This window comes from Rugamonas sp. DEMB1 (assembly GCF_029834475.1).
In the GTDB taxonomy this organism is placed as follows: Bacteria; Pseudomonadota; Gammaproteobacteria; order Burkholderiales; family Burkholderiaceae_D; genus Rugamonas; species Rugamonas rubra.
Map to the genome: position 1 here is coordinate 4,129,142 of NZ_CP122407.1, position 22,471 is coordinate 4,151,612.

13 protein-coding genes and 4 pseudogenes are annotated in these 22,471 nt (G+C 67.4%); 6 read left to right on the forward strand and 11 right to left on the reverse strand.

Features of this window, described 5'->3' with window-relative positions; genetic code table 11:
- Window positions 1-6: 6 nt before the first annotated feature.
- The 3 genes from QC826_RS18870 to QC826_RS18880 all read right to left on the reverse strand — a co-directional run bounded on the left by QC826_RS18870 (window position 7) and on the right by QC826_RS18880 (window position 4,428).
- Entirely contained in the window at window positions 7-1,479 is a 1,473-nt protein-coding gene (locus tag QC826_RS18870; RefSeq protein WP_279761951.1) for a sulfatase, read from the reverse strand.
- Between the two features lie 275 nt (window positions 1,480-1,754).
- Entirely contained in the window at window positions 1,755-2,093 is a 339-nt protein-coding gene (locus QC826_RS18875) for a P-II family nitrogen regulator (protein ID WP_093391336.1), read from the reverse strand.
- 283 nt (window positions 2,094-2,376) lie between these two features.
- Window positions 2,377-4,428 (reverse strand): NAD(+) synthase, encoded by a 2,052-nt coding sequence (locus tag QC826_RS18880; protein ID WP_279761952.1) that lies wholly within the window; start codon window positions 4,426-4,428, stop codon window positions 2,377-2,379.
- A 100-nt stretch (window positions 4,429-4,528) separates the two neighbouring features.
- On the opposite strand from QC826_RS18880, the gene QC826_RS18885 reads away from it, so the two are divergent.
- Window positions 4,529-5,674, forward strand: a complete 1,146-nt coding sequence (locus tag QC826_RS18885; protein ID WP_279761953.1) for a GNAT family N-acetyltransferase — start codon at window positions 4,529-4,531, stop codon at window positions 5,672-5,674.
- Between the two features lie 22 nt (window positions 5,675-5,696).
- Here QC826_RS18885 and QC826_RS18890 read toward each other — a convergent pair whose 3' ends face one another.
- The 6 genes and pseudogenes from QC826_RS18890 to hemC all read right to left on the reverse strand — a co-directional run bounded on the left by QC826_RS18890 (window position 5,697) and on the right by hemC (window position 11,816).
- Window positions 5,697-6,035 (reverse strand): DUF5335 family protein, encoded by a 339-nt coding sequence (locus QC826_RS18890; protein ID WP_279761954.1) that lies wholly within the window; start codon window positions 6,033-6,035, stop codon window positions 5,697-5,699.
- A gap of 732 nt (window positions 6,036-6,767) precedes the next feature.
- Window positions 6,768-7,310, reverse strand: a complete 543-nt coding sequence (ppa, locus tag QC826_RS18895; protein ID WP_099419070.1) for an inorganic diphosphatase — start codon at window positions 7,308-7,310, stop codon at window positions 6,768-6,770.
- 309 nt (window positions 7,311-7,619) lie between these two features.
- Window positions 7,620-8,816: a heme biosynthesis protein HemY gene (locus QC826_RS18900; protein WP_279761955.1), complete on the reverse strand. Its 1,197-nt coding sequence runs from the start codon at window positions 8,814-8,816 to the stop codon at window positions 7,620-7,622.
- Between the two features lie 2 nt (window positions 8,817-8,818).
- Window positions 8,819-10,032: pseudogene (locus tag QC826_RS18905) on the reverse strand (uroporphyrinogen-III C-methyltransferase).
- Window positions 10,029-10,835, reverse strand: a complete 807-nt coding sequence (locus tag QC826_RS18910) for a uroporphyrinogen-III synthase (RefSeq protein ID WP_279761956.1) — start codon at window positions 10,833-10,835, stop codon at window positions 10,029-10,031. Before QC826_RS18910 ends, QC826_RS18905 begins: the two are co-directional and overlap by 4 nt.
- Window positions 10,828-11,816 (reverse strand): annotated as a pseudogene (gene hemC / locus QC826_RS18915) (hydroxymethylbilane synthase). Before hemC ends, QC826_RS18910 begins: the two are co-directional and overlap by 8 nt.
- Window positions 11,817-11,981: 165 nt before the next feature.
- On the opposite strand from hemC, the pseudogene ppc reads away from it, so the two are divergent.
- Window positions 11,982-14,805: pseudogene (ppc, locus tag QC826_RS18920) on the forward strand (phosphoenolpyruvate carboxylase).
- Between the two features lie 195 nt (window positions 14,806-15,000).
- Window positions 15,001-16,776, forward strand: coding sequence for a PAS domain-containing protein (locus tag QC826_RS18925; RefSeq protein WP_279761957.1), 1,776 nt, complete (start codon window positions 15,001-15,003; stop codon window positions 16,774-16,776).
- 76 nt (window positions 16,777-16,852) lie between these two features.
- Here QC826_RS18925 and QC826_RS18930 read toward each other — a convergent pair whose 3' ends face one another.
- Together QC826_RS18930 and rpoD are read right to left on the reverse strand one after the other, a co-directional pair.
- A complete protein-coding gene (locus QC826_RS18930; RefSeq protein WP_279761958.1) occupies window positions 16,853-17,053 on the reverse strand; it encodes a hypothetical protein in 201 nt (66 codons plus the stop codon).
- A 204-nt stretch (window positions 17,054-17,257) separates the two neighbouring features.
- Window positions 17,258-19,793, reverse strand: a pseudogene (gene rpoD, locus QC826_RS18935) (RNA polymerase sigma factor RpoD).
- Window positions 19,794-20,341: 548 nt separating this feature from the next.
- Here rpoD and QC826_RS18940 point away from each other — a divergent pair.
- The 3 genes from QC826_RS18940 to QC826_RS18950 all read left to right on the forward strand — a co-directional run bounded on the left by QC826_RS18940 (window position 20,342) and on the right by QC826_RS18950 (window position 22,464).
- On the forward strand, window positions 20,342-20,863 hold the full coding sequence (locus QC826_RS18940; RefSeq protein ID WP_093388489.1) for a ProQ/FINO family protein: 522 nt from the start codon (window positions 20,342-20,344) through the stop codon (window positions 20,861-20,863).
- Between the two features lie 13 nt (window positions 20,864-20,876).
- Window positions 20,877-21,608 carry a 3'-5' exonuclease gene (locus QC826_RS18945; RefSeq protein WP_279761959.1) on the forward strand — a complete coding sequence of 244 codons (732 nt, stop codon included), beginning with the start codon at window positions 20,877-20,879 and terminating at the stop codon, window positions 21,606-21,608.
- A gap of 136 nt (window positions 21,609-21,744) precedes the next feature.
- Window positions 21,745-22,464, forward strand: coding sequence for a c-type cytochrome (locus QC826_RS18950; RefSeq protein WP_279761960.1), 720 nt, complete (start codon window positions 21,745-21,747; stop codon window positions 22,462-22,464).
- The last annotated feature ends 7 nt before the right edge of the window (window positions 22,465-22,471 follow it).

Here is a 22,471-nt window from a genome sequence, read left to right on the forward strand (position 1 = left end):
TGCGTACTATTCGATTCGCTCGACGCTTGGCACGAGGGGATGCACGTCGGCCACGCCGCCGGCCGGCACGCCGTAGCGGTCGGCCTGCACCGCGCCGCTGACGGCGTGGGTACGCACCTCGGCGGTGATCGGCAGCATCTCGCGGTTCCAGTTCTCCCACTGCGCCTTCAGCCGCGCCAACACCTCGGGATGCTTGCGCGCCAGGTTGGCCCGCTCGCGCTGGTCGGCCACCACGTCGAACAAATACTCGTTGCGTCCCATCTTCAAATACTTCCAGTTGCCCGCGCGGATGGCGCGTTGGGCGTTGGCCTTGTAGCGCCACAACAGGGTGCGTTCGACGCGCACGCTGTCGTCGAGCAGGCAGGGCAGCAGGTTCTGCCCGTCGGTCGGATACGCCGGGTCGGGCGCGCCGCCGGCCGCCGCCAGCAGGGTCGGCAGCCAGTCCATGCTGATCGCCACCTGCGGCGTCACCTGCCCGGCGGCGATGCGGCGCGGCCAGCGCACGATGGCCGGCACGCGGATGCCGCCCTCCAACAATTCGGTCTTCTGCCCGCTCAGCGGCCAGGTCTTCGAGAAGCGCTCGCCGCCGTTGTCGCTGGTGAAGACGACGATGGTGTTGTCGGCCAGCCCGCGCTGCTCCAATTCCTTGAGCACCTTGCCGATCGAGCTGTCGAGCGCGCCGACCATCCTGCCGTAGGTTTCCAGGTTGCCGCCGTCGTAGTGGCCCAGGCTGGCGATGCCGCGCGACACCGCCTCGTCGCCCGGCCCCTCCCACGGCCAGTGCGGCGCCGTGTAGTGCAGCGACAGGAAGAAGGGCTTGCCGGCCTGCTGGCGCCGCACGAAGTCGACCGCGCGCTGGCCCAGCAAATCGGTGTAGTAGCCGACCTCCTCCACCGCCACCTCGCCCTCGTACAAGTCCTCCTTGACGTCGGCGCCTACGCCGGGCTTGTGGGTGAAGTAGTCGATGGCGCCGCCGTAGTTGCCGAAGAAGCTGTCGTAGCCGCTCTTCAGCGGGCCGAAGGTGGGCAGGTAGCCCAGGTGCCACTTGCCGATCAAGGCCGTCTGGTAGCCCACCTTCTGCAACAGCGACGGCAGCGTTGGATGGCGCGGCGGCAGGCCCAGCGTGTCGGAGGCGCCGGCGATCGGCTCCTCCAGCCCGCCGCGCAGGCGGTACTGGTAGCGCCCGGTGATCAGGGCGAAGCGGGTCGCCGAGCACACCGCCGAGTTGGCGTAGGCCTGGGTGAAGCGGATGCCCTGCCCGGCCAGCTTGTCCAGGTTGGGCGTGGCGAAGTCGGTCTGGCCGTAGACGCCCAGGTCGGCGTGGCCGAGGTCGTCGGCAAGGATGAAGAGGATGTTCGGTTGTTCGCGGCCGTCGGCGGCGGCGCCCGCCAGCGAGGAATAGCCGGCCAACGATTCGGCCAGCGCGAGCGCCGGCAAAGACTTGAGGATGTTGCGGCGGGACTGGTCGGTTTTCTTCATCGGCGGCCTCAATTCAGGCGGCGATGCGGAACGGAAACGGGGAAATGCGGGCGAGGAAGGGAGTCTGGGCTGGGCATGGCGGGAGCTTTCCTGGTGGAGGTTGTCGCAGCGCCGTGGTGTTCACGGCCCTGGGGCGGCCTCGTCGTGATGGAAGAAGATGCCGCCCATCATACGAACTCAACAGGAAAAACCAAACCAACAATTACAAATAAGCATATGCAATAAGTCTATACAACTTGCCTATGCGCAGAATGCCGGCGCCGCCGGCACCCTGCTTAAACGGCCTCGGCGCCGGTCTCGCCGGTGCGGATGCGGATCACCTGCTCGACGTTTTGCACGAAGATCTTGCCGTCGCCGATCTTGCCGGTGCGGGCCGCCTTGATGATCGCGTCGACCACCTGCTCGGCCACGCTGTCGTCGACCACCACTTCGACTTTGACTTTCGGCAGGAAGTCGACCACGTACTCGGCGCCGCGATACAGCTCAGTATGGCCCTTCTGGCGGCCGAAACCCTTGACTTCGGTGACGGTCAGGCCGGTCACGTTGACTTCGGCCAGCGCCTCGCGCACTTCATCGAGCTTGAACGGCTTGATCACAGCGGTAATCTGTTTCATGACATCTCCTTGATATAAATCGGTAAATCAGTTCACTGCCGCAGCTCACTGCCCACAGCGCGGCCGGCGATCGGCCTGCTGCATGCGGCCCTGCGCCCTGTGGCCAGCCCCGCTGGCGACACCGGGCGCCCTCGCGAACGCGGATTTGGATCAGGCGGATAGCCTTGACCGCGTCGGCCGGCGGGTAGCCGGCGCCGACTTGCGCGGCGATCGGGCGACGCCGCAGCGCAACAGCGAATCGGCGTCGAATCGGCTATTGTAATCGACCCCGCGCAAACCGGCCCTACTCTGCTGGAATGGTCTGCAACTGCTGCATCCAGACCACGCTCTGCGCGTCGCTCGGCGCGCGCCAGTCGCCGCGCGGCGACAGCGAACCGCCGGTGCCCACCTTGGGCGAATTGGGCACGCAGGTGCGCTTGAACTGGCTGGTGCGGAAGAAGCGGTCGAGGAAGATCCCCAGGTTTTTCTTGATCTCGCCCAGGCCGTACTGGTTGCGCGCGACGTGGTCGCCGTCCGGCCAGCGGCCGCGCTCGCGGTCCTGCCAGGCCGACAGGGCGAGGAAGGCCACCTTGCTCGGCGCGAAGCCGAAGCGCAGCACGTAGTACAGGTTGAAGTCCTGCAGCTCGTAGGGGCCGATGGTGCTTTCGGTCTTCTGCTCCGGCTGGCCGCCGGCCGTGCCCGGCACCAGCTCGGGGCTGATCTCGGTGCCGAGGATGTCGAGCAGCACCTGGGCGTCGTTGCGGCCGATCACGCCGGACTCGGCGACCCAGCGCACCAGGTGCGAGATCAGCGTCTTCGGCACGCTGGCGTTGACGTTGTAGTGCGACATGTGGTCGCCCACGCCGTAGGTGCACCAGCCCAGCGCCAGCTCGCTCAGGTCGCCGGTGCCGATGACGATGCCGTGGTGGTGGTTGGCCAGGCGGAACAGATGGTTGGTGCGCTCGCCCGCCTGCACGTTCTCGAAGGTGATGTCGAACTGCTCGTGGCCCTCGGCATACGGATGGCCCAAGTCCTTCAGCATCTGGATGCAGCTGGGGCGGATGTCGATTTCGGCGGCCGTGCAGCCGACCAGCGCCATCAACTGCTTGGCCTGCTTGAGGGTGCGCTCGCTGGTGGCAAAACCGGGCATGGTGTAGGCCAGGATGTTGGTGCGCGGCAGCTTGAGCTTGTCCATCACGCGGGCGCAGACCAGCAGCGCGTGGGTCGAGTCGAGGCCGCCGGAAATGCCGATCACCACCTTCTTGATGTTGCTCGACGTCAGGCGCTGGGCCAGCGCCTGCACCTGGATGTGGTAGACCTCGTTGCAGCGCTCGTCGCGGCGGCGGCTGTCCGCCGGCACGTAGGGGAAGCGTTCGACGCAGCGCTTCAGCGGCAGCGCCTGCGCCAAGTCCAGCGCCAGCGCGAAGCGCACCGCGCGGAACTTGTTGACCTCGGCGGCGTGGCGCTGCACCGAGTGGCCGAAGGTGGTCTGGTGCATGCGCTCGCGCGACAGGCGCTCCAGGTCGACGTCGGCGCAGATCAGGCTGGACTCGTCGCTGAAGCGTTGCGACTCGGCCAGCATTTCGCCGTTCTCGTAGATCAGGGCCTGGCCGTCCCAGGCCATGTCGGTGGTCGACTCGCCGCCGCCCGACGAGGTGTACAAATAGGCCGCCAGGCAGCGCGCCGACTGCTGGCCGACCAGCTGGTGGCGGTAGCCGGCCTTGCCGACCAACACGTTCGAGGCCGACAGGTTGACCAGCACGGTGGCACCGGCCAGCGCGGCGAAGGACGACGGCGGCACCGGCACCCAGACGTCCTCGCAGATCTCGACGTGGAACTTGAACAGCGGCATGTTGCTCACTTCAAACAGTAGCGCCGAGCCGAACGGCACCGTCGCGCCCAGCAACTCCACCTCCGTGGCGACGGCGTAGTCGCCGGTGCTGAATTGGCGCGCCTCGTAGAACTCGCCGTAGTTCGGCAGATAGCTCTTCGGCACCACACCCTGGATGGCGCCGCCGGCCACCACCACCGCGCAGTTGTACAGCTGGTGGCCGACCCGCAGCGGCAGGCCGACCACCAGCGCCGGCGCCAGCTCGGCCGAGGCCGCCACCACCGTGGCCAGCGCCTGCTCGCAGGCGTCCAGCAGTGCGCGTTGGTGGAACAGGTCATCGCAGGTGTAGGCGGCCAGGCCCAGCTCGGGGAAGGCGACCAGCGCCGCGCCCTGCTCCTGCGCCTGCTTGGCGAGCGCGATGGTCTGCGCCGCGTTGTAGGCCGGATCGGCGATGCGGCAGGTCGGCACGCCGACGGCGACGCGGGCGAAATCGTGGGAATACAGGTTGAAGAAATTCTGGGTCATGTCGATTCTTTCACTGCCGGGCGGCGCGCGCGGGCGGCGCCGAACGTGGGCTGGTTTTTCTGCGTAGAATGCAAGGCTGTTGAATGCGAAAGCTTGGAAAATGAATTATCGCACGGGTATTGTTTCTTCTTTGACCGAGGTGGGGGAAATCGCCTGGAATGGTCTGCTGGCGGCGCAGCAAGGCGCCAAGGACGAGGCCAACCCCTTCTTGTCCTACGCCTTTCTGCATGCGCTGCACGAATCCGGCTCGGCCTGCGCCGACACCGGCTGGCAGCCGCAATTCCTCGTCCTGTGGCAGGACGACACGCTGGCGGCCGCGATGCCGCTGTATGTCAAATCGCACTCCTACGGCGAGTACGTGTTCGACTGGGCCTGGGCCGAGGCCTACGAGCGCCACGGCCTGGAATACTATCCCAAGCTGCTGTCGGCCATCCCGTTCACGCCGGTCAGCGGCGGCCGCCTGCTGGCGCGCGACGACGCCGCGCGCGCCGCGCTGGTCGAGCTGCTGTGCGCGCAGCAGCAACAGGCCGGCATGTCGTCGAGCCACGTGCTGTACCCGCCCGAGGCGCAGGCCAAGCAACTGGAGCGCGCCGGCTTCATGCTGCGCAGCGGCGTGCAATTCCACTGGCTCAACGCCGGCTACGCCGACTTCGAGCAGTTCCTCGCCACGTTGGAACACAAGAAACGCAAGAACATCCGCGCCGAGCGGCGCAAGGTGCGCGAGGCCGGCGTGACGATGCGCCAGGTGCGCGGCGTCGACGCCAGCGAAGCGGACTGGCGTTTCTTCCACCGCTGCTATGCCAACACCTACGCCGAGCACCGCTCCTCGCCCTACTTGAATCTGGATTTCTTCCTGCGCATCGGCGCCAGCATGCCGCAGAACATCCTGCTGATCGTCGCCGAGCGCGACGGCCAGGCCATCGCCTCCTCGCTGCTGATCCACACGGCCGACACCTTGTACGGCCGCTACTGGGGCGCGCTGGAGCACGTGCCCTGCCTGCACTTCGAGACGGCCTACTACCAGCCGCTGGAGTTTTGCATCGCGCACAAGATCGCCACCTTTGAGGGCGGCGCCCAGGGCGAGCACAAGATGGCGCGCGGCTTCCTGCCGCAAAAGACCTGGTCGGCGCACTGGCTGGCCCACCCCGCCTTCGCCGACGCCATCGAGCGCTTCCTCGAGCGCGAAAGCGGCGGCATCGAGGCCTACATCGACGAGCTCAACGAGCGCAACCCCTTCCGCAGCTGAGCCGCAGCCGAGGCGCCGCCGCTCAGTGCGGCGCCGACAACAGCAGCGGATCGCTCAGCTTGAGGATGTGGCGGTAGTCCTCGTCGTCGACCACCTCGATGCTGACCACCTCGCCCATCTGCACCTCGGCATACACGGCCAGCGGCCGGCGGATCAAATGGTTCAAACCCTCGGCCATCACCGCCAGCAGGCCCTCATGCAGATCGTAGCTGATGCCCAGCAGAGGCAACCACTGCGCCTCGACTTGGCTGCCGATGGCCAGGGCCTCGATGTCGATCTCGACGCTCTTGCCCTCCAGCGTCTTGGCCATGCGGTCGAAATAGGTCTTCCACTCGGCCTTGTCAATTTTCATGATGCTCATCGCGATCCTCTCCCTGAAATGTACGCCCACTCACATCAGATCGACGTGGCTGCGCTGAGTTTCGTCGCGCCGGCCAGAACATGATCGGCATCATGTCCAGTACGGAAAAACACCCCCATTAAGATCACGGCCCACCTGGCCGGTCTACGGACGATCTCGCTGATCGCGGCCGGCGGCAAGGGTTTCAACAGGCGCCATGTCGGCTACAAGTTCTGGCCGAAGCTCGGCTTCGACGCCGCGTTGGTGCCCGGCGAAATCGACGGCGTGGCGCATTTGCGGGGATGCAGGGCCGTGCAGGAAGTACGCCAGCGCGACCTGGCGTGGTGGGAAACCAACGGATCACAACGCCTGATGACGTTCGACCTGGACTCGGCGCCCGGCACGGCATGGCAAAAACTGGTACCCTATACTAGTGAAAAAATATCTTCTGGGGAACAACATGGCTAGAACCGTCAACGCTAACGCGCCCCGACCGGCGGCGCAATCGACGGCAACTGTCGGCCGTGTTTTTACCATTTCCCTGCAAGGCATCCCGCGCGTGACGCCCCAGTCGCGCGCCCGTTTGGAAGCGGCCGCCAGGTCGCCGGCGAATACGCGGCGTGACTATCCGCTGTTGAACACCGACTAGATCCATTTTCTTGCAATAAAAATACCCGCTCATAAAAAAAACGCACCCCGCCGTGGCGTGGGTGCGCTTTCTGGGAAGAACGGGCGGCGCGGGCGCCGCGCCGATTAGCCTTCCGGGTTTTCTTTTTTGTACGAGGCGACGCCGTTCAGGATTTCCTGTTTTGCATCTTCAACGCCGTACCAGCCGTCGATCTTGACCCATTTGCCTTTTTCCAGATCTTTGTAGTGCTCGAAGAAGTGCTGGATCTGGCGCAGGCGCAGTTCGTTCAGGTCTTCCGGCTTCTGCCAGTGGCTGTAGATCGACAGAACCTTGTCGACCGGCACGGCCAGGACTTTGGCGTCTTCACCGGATTCGTCGGTCATCTTCAGCACGCCGATAGGACGGCAGCGCACGACCACGCCTGGGATCAGCGGGAACGGGGTGATCACCAGCACGTCGACCGGGTCGCCGTCGTCGGACAGGGTGTTCGGCACGTAACCGTAGTTGCACGGGTAGTGCATCGCGGTGCCCATGAAACGGTCGACGAAGATCGCGCCCGATTCCTTGTCCACTTCGTATTTGATCGGATCGGCGTTCATCGGGATTTCGATGATCACGTTGAAATCGTTTGGCAGGTCGCGGCCGGACGGTACTTTATTCAAGCTCATGGGTTTTCCTCGTTATGCATGCAAATGGTTTAACCGCATAATTATAGCGAGTTGAAGCGTGCTTGTGCGATGCAGCAGGCAAAACAAGCGCGCCATGCCACGCGACAGCAAGCGCCGCGGTGCTCTCGCCCCTGCTCCGCCCGGCCGAGGCCCGCCCAGAATGCAGCTAAGCTAAGAAAACCCAGCGGCGCAAATCCAGGGTCAGACCCTGAGGGTCTGACCCTTGTTCTTTGCCGCTGGGTGGTTTCCTAGCCGCCGGCGCCTTCACTTAGTGGCACAAAAAACCCGTCGCGGGGACGGGTTCGGGCATTACAGGATGGTGGCCAGGGCGCACTGTCGGTAGTGGTTGGCGGCCTCTTCCGGCTGCTGCAGGGCGTCGTGCAGCTGCGCCAGCTTGAGGTGGGACTCGCGCACCATGCGCGGGTCGCCGGCGTCGGACAGGGCCTGTTCCAGATAGCGCTGGGCCTTGCCCCACAGCTTCTGCTTCAGGCACAGCGAGCCCAGCGTCAGCGCCAGCTCGGCGTCGGTCGGCCGCTCGCGCAACCAGCCCTCGCAGTGCTCGATCTGCGTCAGCAGGGCCGGCGTGCCGGCCGGCGCCGCCGCTTCGCGGTAGGTGCGCACCACGCGCTCGTCCCAGTCGGCCGCCAGGGCCTCCTCGGCCACCAGGCGGGCCTCGTCGTGCAGGCCGCGGGCGTTGAAGGCGGTGGCGGCGCGGCAGGCCACGAAGGGCTTGACGCGGTCGACCGTCGGCACGGTGGACCAGACGCGGCGCACCGATTCGGCGTCGTGCGTGCTGTCGGACAGCAAATCGTCGTAGGCCAGCTCGCGCAGGCGCGACGACAGCGCCGGGTGCAGCGCGCGGTGCTTGTCGAGCGAGCGCACCAGGCGCAGCACTTCCGGCCAGTTCTTGGCCTGCTGCTGGGCCTTGAGCGACCACTGCAGGGCGTGGATGTGGCGGGTGCCGCTGGCGTTGAGCTCGCGCACCGCCTCCAGCGCCAATTCCGGCTGGTGGTCGTCGACCAGCAGTTCGGTCATGGTCATCAGCCGCGCCGTTTTCAGCACCGGATCGTCGCTCAGGCGCGCCAGCCAGTTGTCGCGGCGCGCCGTCTGGCGCATGCGGTGGGCGGCGCGGGCGCCGATCAGCGCGGCCACGCCGGCGTTTTCCGGCAGTTCGGCGGCGCGCAGGGCGGCTTTTTCGGCGTGGCCGAAGCGGCCCTCGAACAGCGCCTTGAGCGCTTCGCGCAGGCCCTTGTTGCCGTCGCGCTCGCGCTTGCGCAGGCGGTAGGCGGCGACGCGGCCGGGCATTTTGACGGTGGCGCGGAAGGCGCGGATCAGCACGTACAGCAGCACGAACAGGGCCACCTGCAGCACGACGAAGAAGTTCAACGACAGGTCGATCCGGTGCGGCGGGTAGAACAGCACCACGTTGCCCGGATTAAAACGCGCCGTCACGGCGATGCCGATGGCGGCGGCCATCAAGGCGAGTAACCAGAGGAATAAGCGCATGGTTAAGGTTTCGCCTTGTAGTTACGCACCGCGTTCAGGCTGTCGGCCAGCGTCGGCATTTCGATCGCCAGATTGCTCGCCTGCACCTGGCGCAGCAGCGCCTGCACGGTCTGGGTCTGCTTGGCGCGCACGTCGAAGTACTTGACCAGCGCCTCCTGGGCGGCGATCAGGTCGCTGCGGAAGGCCGTCTCGTTGCGCGACAGCAGCGCCATGCGGGCGTTGAGCAGGCGCAGCTTGAGGTTCTCGCGCAGGAAGTAGGCCTGGCTCGGCGACAGCATCAGCGCGTCCGGCGTTTCCACGCTGCGCACCCGCACCAGTTGCCGCACGTCGGTCCACATCTCGCTGCTCCAGCTGGTCCAAACGTCCTGCAGCTTGAGCAGCCACGGGCTGGTCGGTTCCGGCTCGACCGGCTTGCCGTTCTTCATCTGCTTCGGCTTGGCCTTCTTCTCGGCCGGCGCCGGCAGCGTCGGCTTCTCGTCGGACAGCATCGGCAGCGAGTCGACCTGGGCGATCACGCTGTCGATGCGCAGCGCCACGCCGACCGAGTCGACGCTCGGCAGGGCCTTGAGTTTTTCGGTGTCCTTGGCGATGGCGCGGCGGATCGTGATGAACTGCGGCTTGTCCGAGCGCGACAGGCTGCGGTCGGCGTTTTGCAGCGCGATCAGCGCGCCCGGCACGTTGCCGGCCAGTTGCAGCTGCTGGCTGGCGGTCGACAGCACTTGTTCGATCTCGGTCAGGGCCCACTCGTCGCGGTTCTTCGACAGGCCTGGTATAGCTGCTCCAGGGCCAGTTGCTGGCTCTGCGCCTCGACCGCCTTGTTCTCCAGCAGGCCGACCTTGCCTTGCAGTTCCTTGTTGGCTTCCTGCACGGCGCGCGTCAGGGTGCCGGTTTCGGCGTTGACGGCGTCGCCCTTTTGCAGGCGGCGCGCCATCTCCTCGCGCAGGTTGCGCACCTGGTTGTGCGACGACCAGGTCTGGCCGGCCAGCAGGATGCCCAGGGTGATGACGGCGATCACCAGCGGCTGCTGCAGCGTGCCGGCCAGGCCGGGCGCCGCCGGGGTGGCGGGCGCGGCGGCGGACGGCGCGGCGGGCGCGGCCGGCGCGGGCGTGGCCGCTGGTGCGGCTTGGGCGGACGGCGCCGGTGGCGGCGCGGACGGCGTCTCGCCGGCGCTGCCGGCGGACTTCTCGGTGTCAGGTAATGTAGGCAATTCGTTCATGGGTGTGATTGTAACGCGGCCAGCAGGCGTTCGTCGCCTGAACCTGTCAGCGTCAGTCTGGTAAAGCCGAGATTATTTGCCGTTTCGGCAATCCGGGCGTGGGGGACGATCAAATGCTGTTGTTGCATCATTACAACATACTTCTGTTGCAATGCGTCAGTTTTTTCTGCGCCGTCGTCCGTCTCGTCCATCTCTTGCAGCAGGGCCAGCAGGCCGCGCAGCGCCTCGGAACTGGTGATGACCCAGTCGTTGGCCTGCGCCAACAAGCGGCGTAGGGTGGCGCGCAGCGGCGCCGTCAGCGGCGGCACCGAGCGGCGGTAGGCCGGCACCACGTCGACCACGGCGCCGGCCGCGCGCAGGCCGTCGGCCATCAACTCGCGGCCGCTGTCGCCGCGCACGATCAACACGCGGCGGCCGCGCAGGGCCGCCAGGTCGAGCGTTTGCAGCAGGTGTTCGGAGTCGCTCTTGCTGGCGTCGGCCGGGCTGACGATGTCGACCTCGGCCGGCGTGACGCCGTGCGCCGCCAGCGCCGTGCGGCTGCCCTCGCCCAGCACGGCCAGCTTGACGCCGGCCGGCCATTGCGTGATGTGGGCGAAGGCGGCGTCGATGGCGTTGGGCGAGACGAAGGCCACCATGGCGTAGTCGGCCAGGCCGGCCAGCGCGGTGCGCAGCGCGCCGCTATCCTCCAGCGCGGCGATCTCCAGCAGCGGCAGCAGCTCGACCGGACGGCCGAGCGCGCGCACCCGCTCGGCCAGCGGCCGGGCCTGCGCCAGCGGCCGGGTGATGACGACGGTGTCAGGCATCCGGCGCGGCGTCGCTCGCGGCCTGCGGGTCTGCCACAACCTCGGCAAGGCACACCGACAGGATGCTGACGGCGTCCTGCTCGGCCAGCAACTTGGCCACGGCCTCGCCCAGCTGCTCGGCGGTGTCGGCGGCGCCGCGCACCTCGGCGCTGGCCATGCGGCTGCCGTCCGGCGTGGCGACCATGGCGCGCAGGTGCATCTGGCCGTCGGCGACGGTGGCGAAGGCGGCCAGCGGCACCTGGCAGCTGCCGCCGAACACCTTCGACACCTTGCGTTCGGCCGTGACGGCCTGGGCGGTGGCCAGGTGGTTCAGCGGCGCCAGCAGCGCGCGCAGGTCGACGCCGTCGGCGCGCTCGGCGATCTCGATCGCCATCGCGCCCTGGCCGGCGGCCGGCAGGCTGTCCTCCGGCGCCAGCAGGGCGCGGATGCGCTCGGGCAGGCCGAGGCGCTTGAGGCCGGCGGCGGCCAGGATGATGGCGGCGTAGTCGCCCCGGTCCAGCTTGCCCAGCCGCGTGTCGAGGTTGCCGCGCAGCGGCTTGATCACCAGTTGCGGGTAGCGCGCCGCGATCAGCGACTGGCGCCGCAGGCTGCTGGTGCCCACCACCGCGCCCGGCGGCAGCTCGGCCAGCGAGGCGTAGTCGTTGGAAACGAAGGCGTCGCGCGGGTCCTCGCGCTCGAGCACGGCGGCCAGGGCGTAGCCCTCCGGCAGCTCCATCGGCACGTCCTTGAGCGAATGCACGGCCAGGTCGGCGCGCCCTTCGGCCATCGCCACCTCCAGCTCCTTGACGAACAGCCCTTGCCGCCGACCTTGGACAGGGTGCGGTCGAGGATTTGATCGCCCCGCGTCGTCATTCCCAGAATCTCGACGCTGCACTGCGGATATAATAATGTCAATCGCGCGCGGACATGCTCGGCCTGCCACATGGCGAGCCGGCTTTCCCGCGAGGCGATGACTAATCGGGATGGGGTAGCTTGGGCCATTTCGGATGTTTTCAAAACCAGTTCTTTCGCTGTAGCTGACGCTAACCGGCGGCGGCCAGTTAATTCGCGCATGTTTAAGATCACAAATTTTATCATGCGCCCCTCTTGCAGAACCGGGCCAAAAGCCTTTTGCACCGACATTCACCATTTTTCGCGGCAGATCACATGGCAAAACAATCTAGTGCAATAGACGAACAACCGGGCGTGGACAAAGACGCGCCGCTCAAAGAAGACATCCGCCTGCTCGGCCGCCTGCTCGGCGACGTGCTGCGCGAGCAAGAAGGCGAAGAGGTCTTCGCCGTGGTCGAAACCATCCGCCAGACCGCCGTGCGCTTCCGCCGCGAGGCCGACGCCGGCGCCGCCAAGGAACTCGACGGCATGTTGAAGATCCTCACGCGCGAACAAACCATTTCCGTGGTGCGCGCCTTCTCCTACTTCTCGCACCTGGCCAACATCGCCGAGGACCAACACCACATCCGCCGCCGCCGCGCCCACCTGCTGGCCGGCTCCAAGCCGCAGCAGGGCAGCGTCAACTTCGCCCTGTGCAAGCTGAAGGACGCCGGCGTCAGCCAGGAAACCGTCAGCACCTTCTTCCAGGACGCCCTGATCGCCCCCGTGCTGACGGCCCACCCGACCGAGGTGCAGCGCAAGAGCATCCTCGACGCCGAGCACGACATCGCCCGCCTGCTGGCCGAGCGCGACCTGCCGCTCACGCCGAAGGAGCGCGCCGCCAATATGCACCTGCTGCGCGCCCGCGTCGCCACGCTGTGGCAGACGCGCATGCTGCGCTACTCCAAGCTGACCGTGGCCGACGAGATCGAGAACGCGCTGTCCTACTACCGCATCACCTTCCTGCGCGAACTGCCCGGCCTGTACGACGACATCGAGGGCGACATCGCCGCCCATTTCCCCGAAGCGGGCGAACGCCTGATCGAGGCGCCCTACGTGCAGATGGGCAGCTGGATCGGCGGCGACCGCGACGGCAACCCCAACGTCAACGCCGGCACCATGCGCCACGCGCTGGAACGCCACGCCACCACCATCCTCGACTTCTACCTCGACGAGGCCCACGCGCTGGGCGCCGAACTGTCGATCTCGACCCTGATGGTGGCTTGCAGCCCGGCCCTGCAGGCGCTGGCCGACGCCTCGCCCGACACCTCGGCGCACCGCAGCGACGAGCCCTACCGCCGCGCCCTGATCGGCATCTACGCCCGCCTGGCTAGCACCGCCCGCGCGCTGGGCGCCACCAACATCCTGCGCAAGGAGGTCGGCCACGCCGAGCCCTACGCCGGCGCGGCCGGCTTCGCCGCCGACCTGCAGGTGCTGATCGACTCGCTCGAAAACAACCACGGCGGCATGCTGGTCAAGCCGCGCCTGTCGACGCTGAAACGGGCGGCCGACATCTTCGGCTTCCACCTGGCCTCGCTGGACATGCGGCAAAGCTCGGACATCCACGAGCGCGTGCTGGCCGAGCTGTTCGCCAAGGGCGGCGCCCAGGCCGACTACGCCGGCCTGGACGAGGACGCCAAGGTGGCCCTGCTGCTGGCCGAGCTGTCGCAGCCGCGCCTGCTCTACTCGCCCTACACCGCCTACTCGGAGGAGACCGACTCCGAGCTGACCATCCTGCGCGCGGCGCGCGAGATCCGCGCCCGCTACGGCGCCCGCGCCATCCGCAACTACATCATCTCGCACACGGAGACCGTGTCCGACCTGCTGGAGGTGCTGCTGCTGCAAAAAGAAATGGGCCTGCTGCGCCTGGCCACGGCCGAGGCCGAAGCCGAGCTCGACCTGATGGTGATCCCGCTGTTCGAGACCATCCCCGACCTGCAACGCGCCGCCGGCATCATGCAACAGGTGATGGCGCTGCCGCTGGTCAAGCAATTGATCGCCAAGCAGGGCCAGATCCAGGAGGTCATGCTGGGCTACTCCGACTCCAACAAGGACGGCGGCTTCCTCACCTCGAACTGGGAACTGTACAAGGCCGAGACCCACCTGGTGACCGTGTTCGAAAGCGCCGGCGTCAAGCTGCGCCTGTTCCACGGCCGCGGCGGCACCGTCGGCCGCGGCGGCGGCCCGAGCTACGAGGCCATCCTGGCCCAGCCGCAGGGCACCGTCAACGGCCAGATCCGCCTGACCGAGCAGGGCGAGATCATCGCCTCCAAGTTCTCCAACGCCGACATCGGCCGGCGCAACCTGGAGCTGCTGGTCGCCGCCACCCTGGAGGCGAGCCTGATGCCGCAGTCGGCCGACGCCGCCCACCAGGCCGAGCTGGCCGGCTTCGAGGCCGTCATGGCCGACATCTCCGACCGCGCCTACAAGGCCTACCGCAACCTGGTCTACGAGACGCCCGGCTTCACCGACTACTTCTTCGCCGCCACGCCGATCGCCGAGATCGCCGAGCTGAACCTCGGTTCGCGCCCGGCCTCGCGCAAGTCGACCAAGCGCATCGAGCCAGCTGCGCGCCATCCCCTGGGGCTTCTCCTGGGGCCAGTGCCGCCTGCTACTGCCGGGTTGGTACGGCTTCGGCAGCGCCATCGGCGCCTGGGTCGCCGCCGGCCCGCGCGAGGAGCGCCTCGAGCAGCTGCGCGCCATGCACCTGCGCTGGCCCTTCTTCGCCACGCTGCTGTCGAACATGGACATGGTGCTGGCCAAGACCGACCTGGCGATCGCCTCGCGCTACGCCGAGCTGGTGGCCGACCAGGAGCTGCGCGAGCGCATCTTCAAGCGCATCACCGAGGAGCACGCCAACACGCTGGAGATCCTGCAAAGCATCACCGGCGCCGGCGAGCGCCTGGCCGGCAACCCGCTGCTGGCGCGTTCGATCCAGAACCGCTTCGCCTACCTCGACCCGCTGAACCACTTGCAGGTCGAGCTGATCAAGCGCCACCGCGCCCTGTCCAACCAGCCGGGCAAGGTCGACGAGCGGGTCCACCGCGGCATCCACCTGTCGATCAACGGCGTCGCCGCCGGCCTGCGCAACACCGGCTAAGCGGCTAGTCGCGCAGCAAGGCCAAAGGGCGGGACGGCAGACATGCCGCCCCGCCCTTTTTCTTTTTAAAAATGTTACACAAAAAGAAAGACAAATAGATAAAAGAAATAATACAATAAGGCAGCCCGCGCCCGCCGCCGCCTGTCCCGCCGGATCGGCCGGCCCTTTTTGCGACAACGTCCGCTGGAGCCGTCAATGAAAAAATGGTCGATTGAAACTTGGAGCCTGGCCGGCATCGCCGCCGTGCTGGCGTTGATGGCGGCCATGGTCGGCGCCGTGTGGCACCAGAGCGGCCTGACCGCCGAGGCCGATGGCCGGCTCCAGCAGGCCCGCAACCGGGTGCTGTGGCTGGAGCAGCTGCAAGCCCAGTTGTACCGCACAGAAATGCTCAGCGAGCGCCAGCCCGACGCCGCCGCCGGCGCCAGCCGCGCCGCCGCCGTGCTCACCCTGCAGCACCAGCTCGAACAGGGCGCGCCGCTGGCCGAGGGCAGCGACACCATGCCGCCGCTGCTGGCCCGCCTGCGCCAACAGCTGCGGGCCATGAACGCCGGCGCGCCCGACGGCGAGCACGGCTTGGCCGGCATCGGCCTACAGGTGATCGGCATGATCAGCGCCGAGCGGGCCCAGCGCGACCGCATCCGCAAACAGGACCGCGCCGAGCACGCCCGTGTGCGCCAGGGCATGATCGTGCTGATGCTGGGGCTGGCCGCGTTGAGCAGCGTCATCCTGCTGCGCATACGCCGGCAAAGCCTGGCCGGCCGCCAGGCCCTGAGCGAGGCCAACGCCACGCTGGAGCGGCGCATCGGCGCGCGCACCGACGAGCTGCAACAGGCCAACGACCAGCTGCGCCGTGAAATCGAGGTGCGCAAGGCGGCCCAGCAGGCGCAGGCGCGCAGCGACGCGCAATTGCAGGAGATCATCTCGATGATGCCGGTGGCGCTGTTCATCAAGGACGCCGAGTCGCGCATCGTGCTGATGAACGAGGCCTGCGAAAAAATGTGGGGCGTCCCCTTCGCCGAGTTGTCCGGCCTGCGCGGCGACGACCATTTCCCGGCCGAGCAGATGGCCGGCTTCCTGGCCGACGACCGCGCCGCCTTCGCCGACCGCGCGCTGCTGATGCGCGAGGAACTGATGTGGGACAACACCCGGCAGGAAGACCGCAACGTGCAGACCTACAAGAAGCCACTGTACGACGCCGCCGGCCAGCCGCTGCTGCTGGTCGCCATGTGCGTCGACGTGACCGAGCGCAAGCGCGCCGAGGAGGCCCTGCAACGCACGCTGCAACAGTTGCGCGCGCTGTCCGACCACCAGGAGAACATCAAGGAGGACGAGCGGCGCCGCATCGCCCTCGACATCCACGACGAGCTGGGGCAGAACCTGCTGGCGCTCAAGCTCGACGTGTCGATGCTGCACGCGCGCACCGGCGCCAGCCACGGCCACCTGCACCGCGAGGCCGGCCGCGTGCTGGCCACGCTGGACGCCTCGATCCTGTCGGTGCGCGCCATCATCGACGAGCTGCACCCCAGCGTGCTCGAGCTGGGCCTGTGCGCGGCGGTCGACTGGCAGCTGCGCCGGCTGGAGCAGCGCAGCGGCCTGCGCTGCTCGCTGCAACTGATCGACGACAGCGCCAACTGCCTGCTCGACCAGCGCCAGACCTCGGGCATCTTCCGCATCGTGCAGACGGCGCTGAGCAACATCAGCCTGTTCGCCGGCGCCAGCGCGGTGCAGGTGTCGCTGAACCTGCGGCCGCAGCGCCTGACCATCGTCATCACCGACGATGGCGCCGGCGAGCAACCGGGCGAGCGCTCGCAGACTGCCGCCTTCGGCCTGCGCGCCATCGGCGAGCGGGTCAGCGCCTTCGGCGGCGAGCTGGTGGTGGCGCGCCGCGCCGGCAGCGGCAGCTCGATGTCGATCCTGCTGCCGGGGCTGGAACAACAGGCCCGCCCGGTCGAGGCGATGGCGGCGGGTTAGCGCCGCCGCTCCGCCGCCGCGCCCGCCCCTGCGGCGGCGCGGCCGGCGGCGCGAGGCTGGCGCGAGGCGGCGGCGTTCAGCCCAGGCCGTTGCCGCGCTTGTTGGCGGGAATCAGCCACCAGCCCAGTTGTTCGCGGACGCGCTCGGGCGCCGGCGGCGCCGGCTCGGCGCGGCGCCGCTCCGGACGCGCCGGCCTTGCTGCGAGGCTGCTGGGATGGTCGGGCGACTGCGCGGACTGCTGCGTATCGGTTTGCTGATTGGACTGGCTGGGCTTCATGATCGCCTCACTGGCTGGACTTCTGGTGCGACGTTTCCATGATGCGCCCGCCACCCGCGCTTCAATATGAGGAACAACAAGGTCATCGCCGCGCTGCCCCCGCTTTCTCGGCCGGGGCCGGCGCAATTTTTCCGGGACGAAAAAAAGGGAGGCTCGCGCCTCCCTTCTCTTTTCCGCCCGCAACCGCGGCCGCCTGGTTCAGGCTTAGTGCGTGGTCAGGAAGCTCTTCAGCTTGTCCGAACGGGACGGCTGGCGCAGTTTGCTCATCGCCTTCGCCTCGATCTGGCGGATGCGTTCGCGCGTCACGTCGAACTGCTTGCCCACTTCTTCCAGCGTGTGGTCGTTCGACATCTCGACGCCATAGCGCATGCGCAGCACCTTGGCCTCGCGCGGCGTCAGCGAGTCGAGCACCTCCTTGATGACGTTGCGCATCGAGGCGTGCAGCGCGGCGTCGAGCGGCGCCAGCGTGGTGTTGTCCTCGATGAAGTCGCCCAGCTGCGAATCGCCGTCCTCGCCCATCGGCGTTTCCATCGAAATCGGCTCCTTGGCGATCTTCATGATCTCGCGCACCTTGTTCTCCGGCATTTCCATCTTGACCGCCAGGGTCGCCAGGTCCGGCTCGCTGCCCGTCTCCTGCATGATCTGGCGCGAGATGCGGTTCATCTTGTTGATCGTCTCGATCATGTGCACCGGCACGCGGATGGTGCGCGCCATGTCGGCGATCGAGCGGGTGATGGCCTGGCGGATCCACCAGGTGGCGTAGGTGGAGAACTTGTAGCCGCGACGGTATTCGAACTTGTCGACCGCCTTCAGCAGGCCGATGTTGCCCTCCTGGATCAGGTCGAGGAACTGCAGGCCGCGGTTGATGTACTTCTTGGCGATCGAGATCACCAGGCGCAGGTTGGCCACGGTCATTTCGCGCTTGGCCTGGCGGGCGCGCTTTTCGCCGGCCGCCATCTGCTTGTTAATCTTGCGCAGGTCGGCCAGCGGCAGCGCGACGCGGGCCTGCAGGTCGATCATCTTCTTTTGCAGCTCTTTCACGGCCGGCACGTTGCGGCCCAGGATGGCGCTGTACGGATAGGCGCAGTCGACTTCCAGGTCGACCCAGTCGAGGTCGCACTCGTTGCCCGGGAACACCTTGATGAAGTGGGCGCGCGGCATGCCGCACTTGTTGACGCACAGCTCGAGCACGGCGCGCTCGATGTGGCGCACCTCCTCCATCTGGCCGCGCAGCGTGTCGCACAGCTTCTCGACCACCTTGGCGGTGAAGCGGATGCCCAGCAGCTCGGCCGAAATGGCTTCCTGCGCGGCGATGTAGCCCTTCGAGCCGTAGCCGCCGGTGGCCTTGCGCATCTTGTCGTACTGCGTCGAGATGACGTTGAACTTCTCCAGCGCGGCCTTTTTCAGCTGCACCAGTTGCTCGGTCGAGAAGCCGGCCGCGCCGCCGTTGGCGTCGCCGTCCTCTTCCTCGACTTCCTCCTCCTCTTCCTCGTCGTCCTCGCCGGCCGCCGCGGCGGGCGCCGCCGCCGGCGCGCTGCCGCCGCTGTTGGCCTCGTTGAGGTCGACGAAGCCGTCGACCACCTCGTCGACCTTCAACTCGTCGGCCTCGATCTTGCGGGCCAGCGCGACGATCTCGGCGATCGTCGTCGGGCAGGCCGAGATGGCCTGGATCATGTCCTTCAGGCCGCCCTCGATGCGCTTGGCGATCTCGATCTCGCCTTCGCGCGTCAGCAACGCCACGGCGCCCATTTCACGCATGTACATGCGCACCGGGTCGGTGGTGCGGCCGAAGTCGGAGTCGACCGTCGACAGCGCGGTGGCGGCGGCCGCCTCGACCTCGTCGTCGCTGGTCACGGTGGCCACGCTGTCGGTCAGCAGCAGCGAGTCGGCCTCCGGCGCGCGCTCGTAGATGGCGATGCCCATGTCGTTGAAGGTGGCGATGATGCCTTCGATCGCCTCCGGATCGACGATGTTTTCCGGCAGTTGGTCGTTGATCTCGGCGTAGGTCAGGAAGCCGCGCTCCTTGCCCATGTTGATCAGGTTCTTGATCTGTTGGCGGCGGCGCTCGAGGTTCGTCGGCCGAGGTCTTGGCGTCGGCGCCCAGCAGGTCGGCCGCGCCGCCCTTGGCCTTGCGCTCGCGCGCCTTCGAGACGGCCTTCAACTCGGCGCGCTCGACGGCGTTCAGCGCCGCCACTTCGTCGTTTTCCGGCGTGAATTCGCTCGGCTTGCGGCCGCGGCGGCCGGGCACCTTGACGCTGGGCAGCAGGTAGCCCGAGGTGTCGATCGAGGCCAGCGTGGCCGCGTCGGTGACCTGGCTGACCACCGGGCCGGCGGTGACGATGACCACCGGCGCCGGCTCGGACTTGGCCTTGACCAGCTTCGATTTCGGTGCCACCACCTTGGGGCCGGCCGGCGCGGCCAGCGACACGGCGGCCGAGGCGGCGCCGGCCTTGCGGGCGATCTTCACGGTCGGCGTCTTGGCCGGGGCGGCGCCATCGGCGCCGTCGACGGCGGTGTCGAGCACGGCGGCCGGCACGCTGACGGCGGCCTCGGCCGGCGCGGCGTCGGCGACGGCGGCGGCCAGGCGGGTTTTCTTCTTGACGACCACCGTTGCTTTTCCAGCTGCCTCTTGCGCATTATCGATCACATAAGATAAAGTCGTCTTGGGAACCACCAACGGCGCGGCGCTGGTACGGGCGGCCTTGACGGACAGCGTTAAAGTTTTCGGCGTTTTTGTCATGAATTTCTCTCAAATGCGAGGCCAGCGGTTCGCGGCGCGAAGTGAATAATTCCACCTAAGCCTGCGTACCGGACTCGATGGAGCGTGTTTGCCTGCCCTTGCGGACGGCTGCGCCACGAATTTACAAAAACGCCACGACCCGGCGGATGCCGCGAACGGCCGCACAGGGGTCAGGAGTGTTGTAAATTGTGACGTTGTACCTAGCGGAATAAAAAAAGCCCGTAAGCGAAACGGGCTTATATCTATTTTTCAGTGAAGAATAGAGAAGAGGGCAAATTATGCCGTATAGCGAGACATCAGGATAATTGATAAATCTTATATCCGACATCAAAAAACCATATAACAAGGGCGTAGCGCCCCCGCTAAACTTCTTGTACCTGACTGAAACCGCACCGCCCTACATGTGGTGCGTCAGTCATTATACAAGGTCTGCCGGGTAAACGCACCTGCCCCTCCGGAAGAAAGATGTGATTGAAACGACATGCTAGCCCAAAATGCACTGCATTCGGCTAGTCCGCATGATATGCTGGCGCTTCTTTGTGTAACCAATGAAGTCGATGAACACTAGCCTTACCCCCCAGCCTCAGGCAGACGAGCCAGGCAGCACCCCGATTACCCCTGCGGCGACCGCGCCAGCGAGCACGCCGGCAGCCGCGCCAGCGAGCACGCCGGCGTTGACGCCGCGCACGCTGTTGAAGCAGTTGCAGCAACAATTTCCCGCCTTCCGCGATTTCCTGCCCCTGTCCATCGGTATCGACAAGCAGATCCTGGCGCGCCTGCCCGACCTGGACCGCAAGACCATGCGCACCGCGCTGGGCATCCACACCGGCTCGCTGCGCTATCTGAAGGTGATGGAGAAGGCCAAGCTGCGCCACGACCTCGACGGCACCGCCGGCGCGGAAGTGACCGACACCCACCGCAGCCACGCCACCCAAGTGCTGCAGGAGCGCTTCAAGAAGGAAGCCGAGCGCAAGAAGGCCGAGCGCGACGCCGCCGCCGAGGAAGAAGCCAGCCGCGTGCGCGCCGACAAGCTCAACCAGCTGACCGCGAAGTTCTCGCGCAAGGGCTAAGTTGAGCGCGGACTTGACACCCGAGACGCCGGCCCCGCCGACGGAAGCGCCGCCCGAACTGCCGCCCTACCACGGCATCGCCCTGGCCGACGTGCGCCTGGTGCGCACACCGGCCGAGGCCGAGGCCGCCCGCGCCGCCCTGTTGGCGGTCGACGCGATCGGCTTCGACACCGAGTCCAAGCCGACCTTCGCCAAGGGCGAAAGCTCGACCGGGCCGCACCTGATCCAGCTGGCCACCGACAGCGTGGCCTACCTGTTCCAGATCGGCGCCAACCCGCCGCTGGCCGAACTGCGCGCCATCCTCGAGTCGGAGCTGACCGTCAAGGTCGGCTTCGGCCTGTCCGACGACGTCAAACGCCTGCACGCCAAGCTGGGCATCCGCGCCGCCGGCGTGGTCGACCTGTCGGTGGCGCTGCGCGGCGGCCAGCGCAACGACCTCGGCGCGAAAAGCGCGGTGGCCAAGTTCTTCGGCCAGAAACTGCAGAAATCCAAGAAGATCTCCACCACCAACTGGGCCAGCGCGCGCCTGAGCGACAAACAGATCCTCTACGCCGCCGACGACGCCCAGGTGGCGTTGCGCGTGTTCCGCCACTGGATCGCCGCCGGCGGCCAGTTGCCGCCGCAACGGCCGGCCAAGCCGCCACGGCCGCCACGCCAGCCGCGCCCACCGCGCGCGCGCGCGCCGGCCAGCGCCGACAGCGCCGACACCACACCGGCAAGCGCCGGCAAGACCGAGCCCGTTTAGGGCCGTCGCCGCCAGCGCGCGGCAACTGATCCGCTTTCCCCGACACGTCTGAGCCTGTCCGTAAACGGCGCCCCGGTATATCCTTGTGACGACGCCTTGTTTGCCGGGCACATCCTTTCATTGAACGGTATCGCCTATGACCTTTTTTCCGCTTGCGCCCCGCGCGCTGCTGGCCGCCGCGGCGCTGGCCCTGGCCGGCGCCAGCCTGCCGGCCGCCGCCGCCGCGCCCGCCACCCTGGCCGACACGCTGGCGCAGCGCGTGGCCGCCTGCACCGCCTGCCACGCCGTCAAGGAGAGCCGCGACGCCTTCTTCCCGCGCATCGCCGGCAAGCCGGCCGGCTACCTGTACAACCAGCTGGTCAACTTCCGCCAGGGCCGGCGCCACTATCCGATGATGAACTACATGGTCGAACACCTGCCCGACGCCTATCTGAAGGAGATCGCCGAGTACTTCTCCGCCCAGCATCCGCCCTACCCGCCGCCGAGCGCCAGCGCCCTGGGCGCGCCGCTGCTCGAGCGCGGCCGCGCGCTGGTGTTGCGCGGCGACCCGGCAAAAAAAGTGCCGGCCTGCGTCGCCTGCCACGGCGAGCAGCTGACCGGCCTGGCACCGGCCGTGCCCGGCCTGGTCGGCCTGCCGGCCGACTACATCAACGCCCAGTTCGGCGCCTGGCGCAACAAGACGCGCCACGCCCAGGCGCCCGACTGCATGGCCGACATCGCCGGCCGCCTGTCCGACGGCGACATCGCCGCCGTCTCCGGCTGGCTGTCCAGCCAGGCTGCCGATCCGGCCGCCCGGCCCGCCACCAGCATCGCCCTGCCCCTGCCGCTGCAATGCGGCAGCGTGCCCGCCCAGTAGTCCGAGG